Origin of the sequence: Streptomyces sp. NPDC017676, from assembly GCF_044329325.1 — a bacterium.
In the GTDB taxonomy this organism is placed as follows: domain Bacteria; phylum Actinomycetota; class Actinomycetes; order Streptomycetales; family Streptomycetaceae; genus Streptomyces.
Window position 1 is genome coordinate 13,421 of record NZ_JBIRJA010000027.1, and the last position, 12,894, is coordinate 26,314.

11 protein-coding genes and 4 pseudogenes are annotated in these 12,894 nt (G+C 70.2%); 9 read left to right on the top strand and 6 right to left on the bottom strand.

Annotation, left to right across the window (positions count from 1 at the left end; all coding sequences use genetic code 11):
- Positions 1 to 128 precede the first annotated feature (128 nt).
- Positions 129 to 1,139, top strand: coding sequence for an aldo/keto reductase (locus ACH4LD_RS38975; protein ID WP_132791490.1), 1,011 nt, complete (start codon positions 129 to 131; stop codon positions 1,137 to 1,139).
- A gap of 46 nt (positions 1,140 to 1,185) precedes the next feature.
- Positions 1,186 to 1,605 carry an SRPBCC family protein gene (locus ACH4LD_RS38980; protein ID WP_398059042.1) on the top strand — a complete coding sequence of 140 codons (420 nt, stop codon included), beginning with the start codon at positions 1,186 to 1,188 and terminating at the stop codon, positions 1,603 to 1,605.
- A gap of 98 nt (positions 1,606 to 1,703) precedes the next feature.
- Here the strand turns inward: ACH4LD_RS38980 and ACH4LD_RS38985 are convergent, their stop codons facing one another.
- On the bottom strand, positions 1,704 to 1,874 hold the full coding sequence (locus ACH4LD_RS38985; RefSeq protein WP_398059115.1) for a hypothetical protein: 171 nt from the start codon (positions 1,872 to 1,874) through the stop codon (positions 1,704 to 1,706).
- An 81-nt stretch (positions 1,875 to 1,955) separates the two neighbouring features.
- On the bottom strand, positions 1,956 to 2,924 hold the full coding sequence (locus ACH4LD_RS38990; RefSeq protein ID WP_030653041.1) for a helix-turn-helix domain-containing protein: 969 nt from the start codon (positions 2,922 to 2,924) through the stop codon (positions 1,956 to 1,958).
- A 244-nt stretch (positions 2,925 to 3,168) separates the two neighbouring features.
- On the opposite strand from ACH4LD_RS38990, the gene ACH4LD_RS38995 reads away from it, so the two are divergent.
- From ACH4LD_RS38995 to ACH4LD_RS39010, 4 genes and pseudogenes are all read left to right on the top strand, one after another.
- Complete coding sequence (locus ACH4LD_RS38995) at positions 3,169 to 6,909, top strand: S8 family serine peptidase (RefSeq protein ID WP_398059043.1); 3,741 nt, start codon at positions 3,169 to 3,171, stop codon at positions 6,907 to 6,909.
- 87 nt (positions 6,910 to 6,996) lie between these two features.
- Positions 6,997 to 7,260, top strand: a pseudogene (locus ACH4LD_RS39000) (S8 family serine peptidase); the annotation flags it as partial.
- 679 nt (positions 7,261 to 7,939) lie between these two features.
- On the top strand, positions 7,940 to 8,176 hold the full coding sequence (locus ACH4LD_RS39005) for a helix-turn-helix domain-containing protein (RefSeq protein ID WP_398059109.1): 237 nt from the start codon (positions 7,940 to 7,942) through the stop codon (positions 8,174 to 8,176).
- Between the two features lie 94 nt (positions 8,177 to 8,270).
- Positions 8,271 to 8,399, top strand: a pseudogene (locus ACH4LD_RS39010) (IS481 family transposase); the annotation flags it as partial.
- Positions 8,400 to 8,677: 278 nt separating this feature from the next.
- On the opposite strand, the gene ACH4LD_RS39015 reads toward ACH4LD_RS39010, so the two are convergent.
- Entirely contained in the window at positions 8,678 to 9,358 is a 681-nt protein-coding gene (locus ACH4LD_RS39015; RefSeq protein WP_398059044.1) for a hypothetical protein, read from the bottom strand.
- On the opposite strand from ACH4LD_RS39015, the pseudogene ACH4LD_RS39020 reads away from it, so the two are divergent.
- Positions 9,353 to 9,556, top strand: a pseudogene (locus ACH4LD_RS39020) (CGNR zinc finger domain-containing protein); the annotation flags it as partial. The gene ACH4LD_RS39015 and the pseudogene ACH4LD_RS39020 sit on opposite strands and share 6 nt — an antisense overlap.
- On the opposite strand, the gene ACH4LD_RS39025 reads toward ACH4LD_RS39020, so the two are convergent.
- Positions 9,523 to 9,660 carry a hypothetical protein gene (locus ACH4LD_RS39025; RefSeq protein ID WP_398059045.1) on the bottom strand — a complete coding sequence of 46 codons (138 nt, stop codon included), beginning with the start codon at positions 9,658 to 9,660 and terminating at the stop codon, positions 9,523 to 9,525. The pseudogene ACH4LD_RS39020 and the gene ACH4LD_RS39025 overlap by 34 nt on opposite strands.
- Positions 9,657 to 10,895, bottom strand: a complete 1,239-nt coding sequence (locus tag ACH4LD_RS39030) for a PP2C family protein-serine/threonine phosphatase (RefSeq protein ID WP_132791495.1) — start codon at positions 10,893 to 10,895, stop codon at positions 9,657 to 9,659. The genes ACH4LD_RS39025 and ACH4LD_RS39030 overlap by 4 nt, the downstream gene beginning before the upstream one ends.
- A gap of 502 nt (positions 10,896 to 11,397) precedes the next feature.
- Here ACH4LD_RS39030 and ACH4LD_RS39035 point away from each other — a divergent pair.
- Positions 11,398 to 11,826: a hypothetical protein gene (locus tag ACH4LD_RS39035; RefSeq protein WP_398059046.1), complete on the top strand. Its 429-nt coding sequence runs from the start codon at positions 11,398 to 11,400 to the stop codon at positions 11,824 to 11,826.
- On the opposite strand, the pseudogene ACH4LD_RS39040 reads toward ACH4LD_RS39035, so the two are convergent.
- Positions 11,792 to 12,070: pseudogene (locus ACH4LD_RS39040) on the bottom strand (FAD-dependent oxidoreductase); the annotation flags it as partial. The gene ACH4LD_RS39035 and the pseudogene ACH4LD_RS39040 sit on opposite strands and share 35 nt — an antisense overlap.
- Here ACH4LD_RS39040 and ACH4LD_RS39045 point away from each other — a divergent pair.
- The gene (locus ACH4LD_RS39045; RefSeq protein WP_398059047.1) at positions 11,957 to 12,859 is read left to right on the top strand and encodes a YncE family protein; all 903 of its coding nucleotides are present in this window, start codon (positions 11,957 to 11,959) and stop codon (positions 12,857 to 12,859) included. The pseudogene ACH4LD_RS39040 and the gene ACH4LD_RS39045 sit on opposite strands and share 114 nt — an antisense overlap.
- Positions 12,860 to 12,894 lie beyond the last annotated feature (35 nt).

Below are 12,894 nucleotides of genomic sequence, written 5' to 3' on the forward strand. Positions count from 1 at the left end.
TCCGCTCTTCTCGGGGCGGCGGCACCACCACTTGCATTAACCCGCGTCTGCAATTACCTTCATAGACAATAAGGCGCGTCTGCAAGGATTTAGTCCGTGCGTCCGGCACCGATCGTAAAGGCACCGCCATGTCACTCAAGAACATCCTTCCCGGCCGGCTCGGCTTCGGCACCGCCCCGCTCGGCAACATGTTCCGCGCGATCCCCGACGAGGAGGCCCGCGCCACCGTCGAGGCCGCCTGGGAGCAGGGCATCCGCTACTACGACACCGCCCCCTTCTACGGCGCCGGACTGGCCGAGGAGCGCCTGGGCCGGGTCATCTCCGCCAAGCCGCGCGATGCCTACGTGCTGTCGACCAAGGTCGGCCGGGTCATCCTGGAGGAGCCGGAGACCGATGTCCCCGACTTCGGCGAGAAGGGCGGTCTGTTCGAGCACGGCAACCCCAACAAGATCGTTCACGAGTGGACCGCCGAGGCCACCGAGCGCTCCATCGAGGGCAGCCTCAAGCGCCTGGGCGTCGACCGGCTCGACATCGTCTGGGTCCATGACATCGCCCAGGACTTCCACGGCGACGCCTGGTTGCAGAAGTTCGAGGAGGCCCGCACCGGAGCCTTCCGCGTTCTGTCCCGGCTGCGCGACGAGGGCGTCATCAAGGCCTGGGGCCTGGGTGTCAACAAGACCGAGCCCATCGAGCTGACCCTCGCCCTGGACGAGCCCCGTCCCGACGGCTTCCTCCTCGCCGGCCGCTACACCCTCCTCGACCACGAGCACGCCCTGCAGCGGCTGCTGCCCATGGCCCAGGAACAGAACGTCGACATGGTCGTCGGCGGCCCCTACAGCTCCGGCATCCTCGCCGGCGGCAGCCACTTCGAGTACCAGCAGGCCCCGCCGGAGATCATCGAGCGCGTCGGCAGGCTCAAGGCCCTCGCCGCCGAGCACGGCATCAGCATCAAGGCCGCCGCCCTGCAGTTCTCCCTCGCCCACCCCGTGGCCGCCGCCGTCATCCCCGGCGCCACCCGGCCCAGCCGCATCGCCGAGGACATTGCCGCCCTGGACGAGGACGTCCCGGCCGCGTTCTGGCGCGACCTGCGCGCGAGCGGTCTGGTCAGCCCGGCCGCCCCGCTGCCCGACGGCGCCTGACCCCGCACCCCCCGCACCCCCCGCACCAGGATCCAGGAGAACGACCATGGCCTCCACCTCCGTCAGCCGCATCGTGCCCGCCTCGCCCGAGAGGGTTTGGAGCCTCATCGGCGGCTTCCACGCCCTGCCCGACCGGCTCCCCTACATCCCCGAGAGCACCGCGCTCGAAGGTGGCCGCGTGCGCCGACTGAAGAACCCCGAGGGCGACGTCATCATCGAGCGCCTCGTCGACTTCAACGAGGCCGAGCGCCACTACAGCTACGCCATCCTCCAGGCCCCGTTCCCCGTCAACGGCTACGTGTCCACCATCCGGGTCCATGCGATCCCCGGCGAGGAGAACGCCGCCGAGGTCCAGTGGTCCGGCCGCTTCAACCCGGACGGCGCCACCGAGAACGAGGTCGTCGACCTGTTCACCGGCATCCACCGCGACGGCCTCGACGCCCTTCACAAGCCCCTCGCCGCCTGACATCGCGGCCGGCGCGGCACCCGGCACCCGGCCCGGACACGCCCCACACGTGCCCGGGCCGCGGTGTGCCGACGCACCAGAACCACGCTCCCGTCGTGTCAGCGCCAGCGGAGTTCCAGCGCCACATGGGTCAGGACGCTGTCGATGACACGGGCGTTGTAGTCGACGCCGAGCTGGTCAGGCACGGTGAGCAGCAGGGTCGGCGGCTGCGACGGCCTACAGCCCCGGCTCTTCGCGGAGGAACTTCGGGCCTTCGCCCGTCTCGGCACGTGACCGGCTCGCCGTAGGGCGTGCTCGGCACGGAGAACGCCCCGCGGACACTCGCCTTCGGCGTCGAAGGCACAACCCCTTCAGATCCAGCCTCTCTTCGCGGCCTCGGCCCCCACCTGAAAGCGGGTGTCGAGGCCGAGCCCGGAGGCGATCGCCGCGATCCGGCGGGTCACGGTGCGCGCGCTCGTCCCCAGCTGCCGGGCGATCGCCTGGTCCTTGTACCCCGCCTGCATCATCTTCAGCAGCAGGAGGTCCTGAGCGCTCGGCCCGTCGGCCGTCGCCGGGTCGGTGGCGACGACGGACTGCGCACGCTGCCAGTAGGAGTCGAACAACTCCAGGAGCGCATCGAGCAGTCCCGACCTGTGGACCACGGCGATCATGTCGTAACGGCCCGGGACCAGCGCGACCAGCGCGACGCGTCGGTCCATGATGCGCAGTCTGAACGGCAGGGCCGGCAGGATGCGGGCCTGCTCGCCGATCCGGGCAAGGTGGGTGATCAGCTCGAAACGGCCGGGCTGCGCCAGCGCCTCCGGGGTGTAGACGGACCGGATGTCGACGCCGCGGCCCAGCAGGTCCATCGTCAGGGCCTCCTCCAACTCGGTGCTGTAATGGCCGAGATAGGGAGGACGATCGAGCACCCAGAAGTGAGTGCGAACCGACTGCATCAGTTCGGCGACGCGCAACGTGATCTCCGCCTCGCCCGTGATCACCTCCACCAGTCCGGTCGGATCCTCCCGGAGCCGGCGGGCGCGGTACTCGTCCGCCAGGTCCTCGACGGCGCCCCACACCGCGGTGAACGCCGCCTCGCTCTCGGCCCGGCGTCTGGCGAGCAGCGCGCTCAACGCGGTGTGCGGGCTGACCGGACGGTACTGGCCGTGCCCTTCCTTCCGCAGCATGCCCAGCTCCACCAACCGGGAGATCGTGCGCCGGATCCGGCTGGGCGTCGTGCCCAGGATCTCGGCGATCTCGGTGGCCGTCCGGCCCGACCTGGTCAGACAGACCCGGTAGACCCTTTCGTCGAACTCGCTGATCCCCAGCGTGCTCAGCACCGGCCGCCCTCCCGTGATCACCACCCGACGGCCCGTCGGGATGCGCGTGACGCGAATCGCCAACTGGCGATCTACGACACGAGTCTGATCTAGACATCTCTCCTTCACAAGCCTTCACTCTGAACGTTCACGCCGTCTGTGGAAGGGATCGGAAACCTTCGATGCCGACGAGCCGTCAGGTGGCGCAACGTGGACGGCAGAGGACGACCGTGCTCTGCCCGACCGCAGAGCCGGGAGAGACCTTGTGAAAGCACACCACCGCAGACGCTGGAGCGTGCCGGTTGCGGCCGGCGCTCTGGTTCTCGCGCTGGCGGGCCCCTACGACGCGACTGCCTCGGCGTCCTCAGCAGCCCGTCTCGACGCCGCGTCCACCGCATCCGCGTCCGACCGGGTCCCCGCGGGCGACCACTCCGTCACACTGATCACCGGTGACGTGGTCACCACCCGGCGGAGCCCCGGCACCGACGGCGAGGCCGGAGGCACCGTCAGCGTCCGCGGTGCCGACGGGCGCCCCGTTCAGACCCGCATCCTGACGTCGGGCGACGACCTCTACGTGTTCCCCGAGTCCGTACTGCCCTTCGTCGCCGAGGGCACCCTGGACCGGCAGCTGTTCAACATCACGGACATGATCGCCGACGGGTACGACGATGCGCACCGCGACCAGCTGCCGCTCATCGTCTCCTACACGCACTCCGCCGGCACACGCCTCAAGGCCGCTGCTCTGCCCGCCGGGGCGACCCGGGTCCGCACCCTCGACGGCATACGCGGCGCCGCCCTCACCGCGGACCGCTCGCGCGCCGCGGACTTCTGGAAGTCCGTGGCCGGGACGGCGACGACCGACCGAGCCCGCAAGCAGGCCGCCGCACCCGCCTTCGCCGACGGGATCGCGCACATCTGGCTGGACGGCCTCGTCCACGCCGACCTCGCCGACAGCACCAAGCAGATCGGCGCGCCTCAGGTCTGGGCGGAGGGCAACACCGGACAAGGCGTGGACGTGGCGGTCCTCGACACCGGCATCGACGCGGGACACCCCGACCTCGTGGACCGCGTCGCGAGCCGGCAGAGTTTCGTACCGGGCGAGAACACCGACGACCACTTCGGCCACGGCACACATGTCGCGTCCATCGTCGCCGGCACCGGCGCGGCCTCCGACGGCAGGGAGAAGGGCGTCGCCCCCGGCGCCCGCCTCGACATCGCCAAGGTGCTGGACGACACCGGCTCCGGACAGACCTCCTGGGTCCTGGCCGGCATGGAATGGGCCGCGGTCGACCAGCACGCCAAGGTCATCAACATGAGTCTGGGCGAGGCGCAGGCGTCCGACGGAACCGACCCCCTCAGCCAGGCCGTCGACAAGCTCAGCGCCGAGACGGGCGCGCTGTTCGTCGTCGCGGCCGGCAACGCGGGCGCACCCGGCACCATCGGCGCACCGGGCGCGGCGAGCACCGCGCTGACCGTGGGCGCCGTCGACTCCGGCGACTCCGTGGCCGACTTCTCCAGCCAGGGCCCCCGCGTGGACGGCGCCCTGAAGCCGGAGATCACCGCGCCCGGCGTCGGCATCCTGGCGGCCAACTCCCGGTTCGACGGCAACGACGCGGGCGCCTACCAGACCATGAGCGGCACCTCCATGGCCACGCCCCACGTGACGGGCGCCGCCGCCCTGATGGCCGCCGCTCATCCGGACCTCACCGGAGGCCAGCTGAAGGACCTGCTGACCAGCAGCTCCCGGCAGACCCCGCAGTACGACGCCTTCCAGGCGGGCAGCGGCCGCCTCGACCTCGCCGCGGCCGCGCACGCCGGTGTCTTCGCCACGGCGACCGCGTACGCCGCGCAGGTCCCGCAGACTCCCGCCGGCGGCGTGCGGCGCCCGGTGACCTACACCAACACCACCGACACGCCGGTCACCCTCGCGCTGACCGTCGAAGCCGCACACGTCCCGGCCGGCGTGTTCCGCCTCTCCGCCCCCCAGGTGGTCGTGCCCGCGCACGGCAGCGCCGGTGTCACCGTGACCATCGACGGCTCGGTCGCCTCCGCCGACGGCCGGTACACCGGCCAGGTCGTCGCGAGAACCTCGGCCGGGAAGGTCGCGGCGCACACCGCCGTCTCCCTCGGGGACGTCGAACACAAACTGACCATGACGTTCAAGGACGCCCATGGCCGGCCCATGTCCGGCGTGGTCGAACTGCTCAGGTCCGGTGACGACTCCCCCGCGTTCGTCGAGATCGACGGCTCCGGCACAGGGCAGATGTACCTGCCCAAGGACGTGTACTCGGTGCTCTCCTTCAAGACGGTGCAGGGCGTCCACGGCCCCCACTCGTGGGGCATGGCCCTGCTGGGCGACCCCGACGTCAACCTGGACCGCGACACCACCGTCACCCTTGACGCGTCCGGGATCGACCGCATCGACATGACGGCCCCTCAGCGGACCGAGACGACCTATCAGCGGCTGGACTACACCCGCATGATGGGCGGTCAGCTCTGGCGGGACTACATGGAGACCCAGACCAACTACGACAGCCTGTGGGCCCAGCCGACCACCCACAAGGTCACTCACGGCGACTTCTACCTGGCGGCCCGCTGGCGCAAGGAGAAGCCCGCGCTGGCCGTCTCCACCCGCACCACCGACTTCACCGATGTGCTGCGCCAGGACGGCGTCACGCCCCTGCCCAAGGGCAGTGCCAAGCTCCCCCTGGTCTTCGCCGGCCAGGGCGCGAGCAGCGACTACGCGCACCTCGACGCGCACGGCAAGGCCGTGGTGGTACGCCGCAACGACGACGTCACCGACATCGACCAGGCGGCCGCCGCGACAGCCGCGGGCGCCGAACTCATGCTGGTCGTCAACAACGTGGACGGCCGCGGCTTCCGCCGCTACAACGCGCCGTTCGGCTCGACACCCGTCCCGCTCGACGTGGGCCTGCTCAGCACCGACGAGGGCGAGAAGCTCGTCCAGCAGGCCCGGGCCCGTAACGCCTCCGTCACGGTCGACTCCGCGCCCGTGAGCCCGTACGTCTACGACCTCAGCCGGACCTGGCACAACGAGATCCCCGACCGCATGGTGGTGGCGGGCAGTTCCAGGAACCTCGCCCGGGTCGACGAGACCTTCGCCAGCCCGGCTCCGGAGGAGACCGGCGGCGAGTTCCGCTTCGACTGGCCCGCCTACAACAACTGGGCCATCGGCGAGCTGATGCCGGAGCCGGTGCGCGGCAAGCGCACCGACTGGGTCTCCACCGGCGGGTTCAACAGCTGGAGCCAGAGCGCTTACGCGGACGGCATGGTCTTCGAAGCCGGGGCCAAGACCGCCTACCGGGCGGGCAGCAGGCAGTCCGAGGAATGGTTCGAGCCGATCGAACGGCCCTACCTGAACGACGTCTACAGTCTTCCCACGCGCAAGGGCGACCATCTGTACATCGACATCCCAGCCTGGGGCAGCCGCGACCACGTCGGCATGAACCAGATCGACAGCGGAGCGGAGCAGCGCCAGACCCTCTACCAGGGCACCAAGGAACTCGGCACCGGAACCTTCACGAACGTCTCGGGCGACGCGCCCAGCGCCGGTAAGCTGCCGTACCGGCTGGTCGTCACGGGCAAGCGCGACGTTCCCTTCACCCCGTACTCCTCCGGCACCCGCACCGAGTGGGACTTCACCTCGAAGGCGGCGTCGGACGGCTCCGACACGGTTCTGCCGCTGCTGCAGATCGACTACACGGTCGCCACCGACCCGGCCGGGCGGGCCGGGAGGCACGACACCCTGTCCGCCACCGCCGCACAGCTGCCGGGTGCCGCCGGCGCCGGCCGGGTCGGCGCGGTCACCCTGGAGCTGTCCTACGACGGCGGCACGACATGGCACAGGGCCACCGGTGACCATGACGGACGGTACCGCCTGGACGCACCGAAGAACGCGTCCTACGTGTCACTCAGGGCGAGCGCCGAGGACTCGGCGGGCAACGCGGTGCACCAGACCGTGATCCGGGCGTTCGGCCTGCGCTGACGCCATCCCGCGGCTCGCACGCGGGTCAAGGCCGGTCCGTCCGTGGTAGCACGACCACGGACGGACCGTTCGCCGTCTGGCGGCCCCGTACCGGACTCCGGCGTCGGCACCACCCACCCCGACCTCGCCCCGCGCATCATCGGCACCCGGAGCTCCGTCCCGGGCGAGGACGTCATCGGCCACACGGTCACGGCACCCACACCGCCTCACCGTCGCCGGAACCGGCGCCGCGTCCGGCGGCAAGGAACGAGGCGTCGCCCCGATGCCGACCTGCTCGTCGGCAAAGTGCTCGACAACTCCGGCTCCGGCGCGATGTCACAGATCATCGCTGGCATGGAAGCGGGCGGCCGCTCCAGGCGTCGGAGCCGGCTGGCGCGCTGGGCTTCGGTCTTCCCGGTGAACACGAACGCCACCGGCACGTACCCCTCGCGGCCCGTCGCCGGGTGGATCCGCGACCACTGCCGGAAGGCGTGCACGGCCGCGGCCAGGCCGTCTCGTCTGGCGAGAGGCAGTGATCAGTCGACCTTCCAGCCCGCTGGCCGGTCTCGTCGGCGACCCCGAGCTTGTCGAATATCGATATGTTCTTCCATCTTGGACCTATCGAAAGTCGATAGGTAGGGATGCAATGAACACGCGACTCACGAGGACCCTGGCCTCGGCGACCTTACTGCTGGCCGTTCTCTGCGGGGTCGCTTTCATCGGCACAGGGGTTACGCACATGATCGACGACGGGGCGGTCTGCGTGCAGACGGACTTCTGGCAACTGCCCTGGCTGCTGTTCGGTGCGCTCGCGCTGGCGCTCTTCTCCCGGCCACTCAGGGCAGTCTTGCTGCAGGGGCCGTTCACCGAGGTGGTGGCACACCGGCTCTCCGTTCTCGGCTGGTTCGTCACCGCGGGCACGCCGCTGGCCGGCCTCATCGTCGGCTGGTCTCAGTCCTGGCTCGTCGGGAGCATGGCGCCGATCGTGGGTTCCGGGCCGACGGTCTCCGGGCCGCTCGTGCTCATCCTTGCCGGCCTCGCCGCAGTGATCATGGGGAAGATCATGCGCGAAGGCGTCCGCATGCGAGAGGACCTCGAAGGGACCGCACTCACCGAACTGTCCGCGCAGGTGGGTACCACCGTCGTAAGCCTGTCCGTACTGAAGAACGGGCGGGCCAGGGCCATCCGCCTCTCGACCCTGTCGAGGATCTGCGAAGTCCTGCGGTGCCAGCCGGGAGACCTGATCACCCACGACTTCGCCGAGCCGACCCAGAGCCGACCACTCTGACAGACGATCCACTCCGCGGACTGCCGCTCACGACGGGCGCGAGTACCCCGGCAGACCGTCACCCAGCTCTCTGGCTACGACTTCAAGTCGGCGAAGGCTCCGCCGGGGCGGCACCGGATGCGCCTACCCGCAAACCGCCCTGGACGACCACACACGCCTGGCCCACACCGAAGACCTGCCCGACGAGACCGCCGCCACCTGCGCAGGCTTCCTGCGACGAGCGACCACCTCCGGGTTGGAGGCTCTCCCACAACTTCTCGCTCAGCCGCGACGTTTCGGCGGAGCGTCTCTCATGGGGTTTCGATCAGCCAGGTGGGCCGGAGCGCACCGGCTGTCTGGGCTCCGAGCTTGTTCAGCTGTTCGACCGGAAGCCCGTGGGAGCGCGGCCTCCCATCGTTGCGCAGGACAGCGGTGACCGCAGTAGTCCGGGACACGCGCATCATTCCGGGTCAGGGTGGTCGGCCCTGCCGTACCTTGCTCAGCTCCGGAGCGCTCGGCGGATCAGTCCTCGTGCAGGAGCCAGCCGATTTGCAGTTCTTCCGCGCCCGGGCGGAACGTCCGCATGAGCTCGGCGCGCTCGGGGTCGCCTTCGGGGAGGTTGTCGGCGAGGAGGGCTTGCGCGGCGATCGTCTGGGGCCGGGCGCCGAGTGCGGCGCGCAGGTGGAGTGAGCGGCGCAGCATCGATATCCGTTCGGCGGGCTCCTTGTGCGGTGCGAGGTGCCGGATGATGTAGGACTCGAAATAGCCGTCGCCGTACTTCGTTGCGACCGCGAGAGCCGTCTCGTAGAGAGGGAGGGCGCCGGTCGGGTCCTCGTCGATGTTGTCCAGCAGGACGGCCCAGTGGTACTCGGCCCAGGCACGCTGCTTCTCGTCGCCGCTCTCGACTACCGCGCGGTAGCCCGCCTCCGCCACGGCGCGATCGTCGGTGCGGGGGCCGCGCTGGAACAGCAGTCGGCTGTAGGCCAGTCGCACTGTGAGCAGGTGTGCGGTCGGTGATGCGGGATCGAGCGCCGCGACTGCCTTCTCGGCCTCCTCGTGCCCCTCGATCTGGAAGAACCAGCGGTCGACGGTGACTACGGCGAGCTGCCGGACCTCGTGCGCTCGGCCCTGGCGCAGTCGGTCGACGGCTCCGCCCCCGAAGCCGTGCACCGCCTGCTGCGCGATCACCCGCCGGTAATGCATCTGTCCGACCATGACGGCCTCGGCGGCTGGCACATCCACTTCAGCCGCGACGGCACCCCGGCCAAGCGCTGGGTCGGCCAGCTGATCGCCGCCGAGCTGGCCCTGGTCGTGGCCGGGGATCCGGCGGTGACGCTGGGTCGGTGTGCCGCGGCCGGGTGCGGAAACTACTTCGTCGACCAGTCACGGAACCGGACGCGCCGGTTCTGCTCCAACGCGTGCGCGAGCCGGACGACGGTCGCGGCGTATCGGGCCCGGACGGCAAAGGACTCCTGGCACACCGTCCACAAGAGCGCCCTGGTCACCGCTCCTGCTTCGTGCGGCCGGCTGAAGCCTGCCGGGTGTCCGCGCCAGAGCCGACCTGCCGCAGGGTCTGCTGGGGGCCATGCCAGTCCAGGCACATCACGGTCGCGTCATCCACGAGCTGGCCCCCGGCGGCGTCCCGGACCGCGGACGTCAGCGTCAGCGCCGCCTCCCGCGGGTGCAGATCACGGGTACGCTCCAGCAAGGCCAGCAGGTCGACCTTCTCCCCATGACGTTCGAGCATGCCATCGGTCACCATGACCAGACGGTCACCCTGGCGCAGGTCAATGTCCTGAACACGGTAGGGGTGCGGCACGGACACGGACAGCCCGAAGGGATGGTCCACCTCGCAGCTGATCACCTCCGCAGCCCCCTCACGCATGCGCAGTGGCCAGGGGTGTCCGGCATTGACGAGCTGGGCCCGACCCGTGTGAAGGTTGATCCGCAGCAGTTGCCCGGTGGCATGGCCGTGGCCGTGGCCAGCCAGGGCCTGGTCGGCCCGGTGGGCCTGCTCGGCCAGGCCGGCTCCGGCCCGGCGGGCGCCACGCAGGGCGCTCACCAGCACCGTGGCGGCCAGGGCAGAATCGATGTCGTGGCCCATGGGGTCGGTCACCGACACGTGCAGAGTGTCGCGGTCCAGCGCGTAGTCGAAGGTGTCACCGCTGAGGTCTTCGGAGGGCTCCAGGTGCCCGCACAAAGTGAACTGCGCAGCCTCGCACGACAGTGAGGGGGGCAGCAGCTGGTACTGGATTTCAGCGGCCAGCGTGGGGGGCCTGGAGCGTTTGCCCCAGGCGTAGAGGTCGGTGAAGCGTCCGTTGGCGATCACCACGTAGGCCAGGATGTGGGCGGCTTCTGCGACCTCGTCGAGGACCTCATCATCGGGATCGGCGGGCAGGAGCAGCTCCAGCACTCCGATGGCATCCCCTCGGTTGGTGACAGGCACGATCACCCGCTGTCCCTGGCCGGTCGCCTCCTGATACAACCGCTGGGTGCGGATCACCTGCTCGTAGACGCTGCCGAACATGGGAATCCGCTCCGATTCCCGCCCACCCTCCACACCGTCGGCAGTAGCCAGCCGCGCCACCGCCTTCCCCGTCAGGTCCACGATGAGGAACGACACCTCCGTGGCCCCGAAACGCCGCCGCAGGTCCTCAGCGACCACCGCGACCGCATCCACCGGCGCCGCCCTCTCCGCCGCAGCCAGCAGCTGGGAAAGGCCACTCTGCCTACCGCTCACGACCACGGCCCCTTCCACCAGCCCCTTCTACAGCTTGGGAACCCGGACACCGGGCGTCAATCCGTGCGTGATCACGGTAGGCGGTCAAGCTGTCCGTACACGGAGACGAATCGCCCGGCTCCCCCTGGCGGCGCCGCCGTCTGGTCGCGCAACTCGACGAGGCGCTGACGTATTCGGCCCTGCTTCCACAACCGCGGGCCCAGCTCACACCGCGACTTTCCCGCCCGCAGCCCGGCCTCCGTGTGGACCCCGGCATGGTGACCCGGCACTGCGATGGCAGGAAGGTCCGCGGCTACGTCGTCTACTCGTGCCCCACACCCAGCGGGCGCCGGCCCGCACCCGGATGTCCAAAGGCGCCACAAGGACGTACAGCGGCATCGGCCTGTCTGCTCCCGGCATGGCAGGAAGCCGGACGTTGTCGCGGGTGTGGTGAGCCATCGCAGACGCTGCCACCCGACCCGCTCCTCTACCGGTGGTAGAGGAGCGGCGATGAAGTCCGGAGATGGCAGCAGACGAGACGAGCATCAAGGTGAGCGCGGCGACGCGGGACCGGCTGGCCCAGCTGGCGGCCGAGCACCGCACGACCATCCGGGACCTGGTGGAGGACCTCGCGCAGGGCACCTCGACCCAGGGCGAGTACGCCGAGCTGGCCTCCCCCCTGGGCAGCGCGCCGAGCGAGGAGACCAAGGCGAAGGCCCGCACCCTGCTGGAGCGCCTGGGCGCCACTGCGCCCAACGGGACTCCGCCGCCCGGCGCCTCGTCGAGCGGCCGGCGCGGCGGTGAGAGAGTGGTCGCATGTGCGGTCGACACGTCTCCACCCGACGCCCGCAGGACCTGGTACAGCTGTTCCAGGCCGCCAGTGGCCCACCACGGAGGCGCTGGCACCAAGCGAGGCATCAGTTTGGGCTTGAGTGCCGGCCCTTCTCCGTGAACACGTTGATCAGGCCGTGGGCTGTGTTGTCGGCGGAGTCGATCCCGGGCATCTCGTCGGTGACGGCCTCGGCGCTGCGGCGGAACATGGTCTGCTCGTACTCGGTGAGCGCCGTTTCGATGTCGTCGGGATGCGCGGCGATGGCTTCACCGAGTTCGGCGCCGTCGAGCATGGCCAGGTTGGCGCCCTCGCCGTTGGGAGCCGCGAGGTGGGCGGCGTCGCCGAGCAGGGTCGCCCCGGGCAGGCTCTGGATGATCGATACGCACACGCAGCAGCGAACTCCCGCATCCAGACCGGTGAGTCGCAGGACGTCGCGATCAGCCCCGACGGGCGCCGGGCCTACGTGACCAGTCCCTCGACGGTCTTTCCCACGGTGAGGGTGATCGACACGGCCACGACCATGGAGGTCGACCATGTCCCCGTCGGCCACGGTCCGTTCGGCCTGACCGTCACCCCCGACGGCCGCCGCGTCTACGTCGCCAACGCCTACTCCGACTCCCTGTCCGTGATCGACACGGCCAGCGACAAGGTCGTCGACGAGATCAAGGTCGGCAGCGACCCGGTCGACGTGGTGATGTCCCCCGACGGCCGCCTGGTGTACGTCGCCAACTCCGGCTACGGGACCCCCACCTCCCTGTCCGTGATCGACACAGCCACGGACAAGGTCGTCGGCCGGCCCGGCCGCCTCGGCGACTTCACATACGGCCTCGCGGTGACACCCGACGGACGCCGGCTGTACGTCACGGACCTGCTGGGCAGCGTTTCCGTCGTCGACACGGCGACCGGCAAGACGACCGGCGGCCCCATCCCCGTCGGCTCGCACCCGAAGGACGTCGTGGTGAGCCCCGACGGCCACCGCGCCTACGTGACCAACGAACACTCGGACAGCCTGTCCGCGATCGACACGAGCACGAACAAGGTGACCGACACCATCCGCGTCGGCGGGCCGACCCGTATCGCGCTGACGCCGGACGGCCGCCACGCCCGGATCACACAGAGCTGTCGCGGGTCGGTGTCGGTGATCGATTTCTGAGAGGGCGGTTCGTGACGTCTGATTCCGAGTGAGGC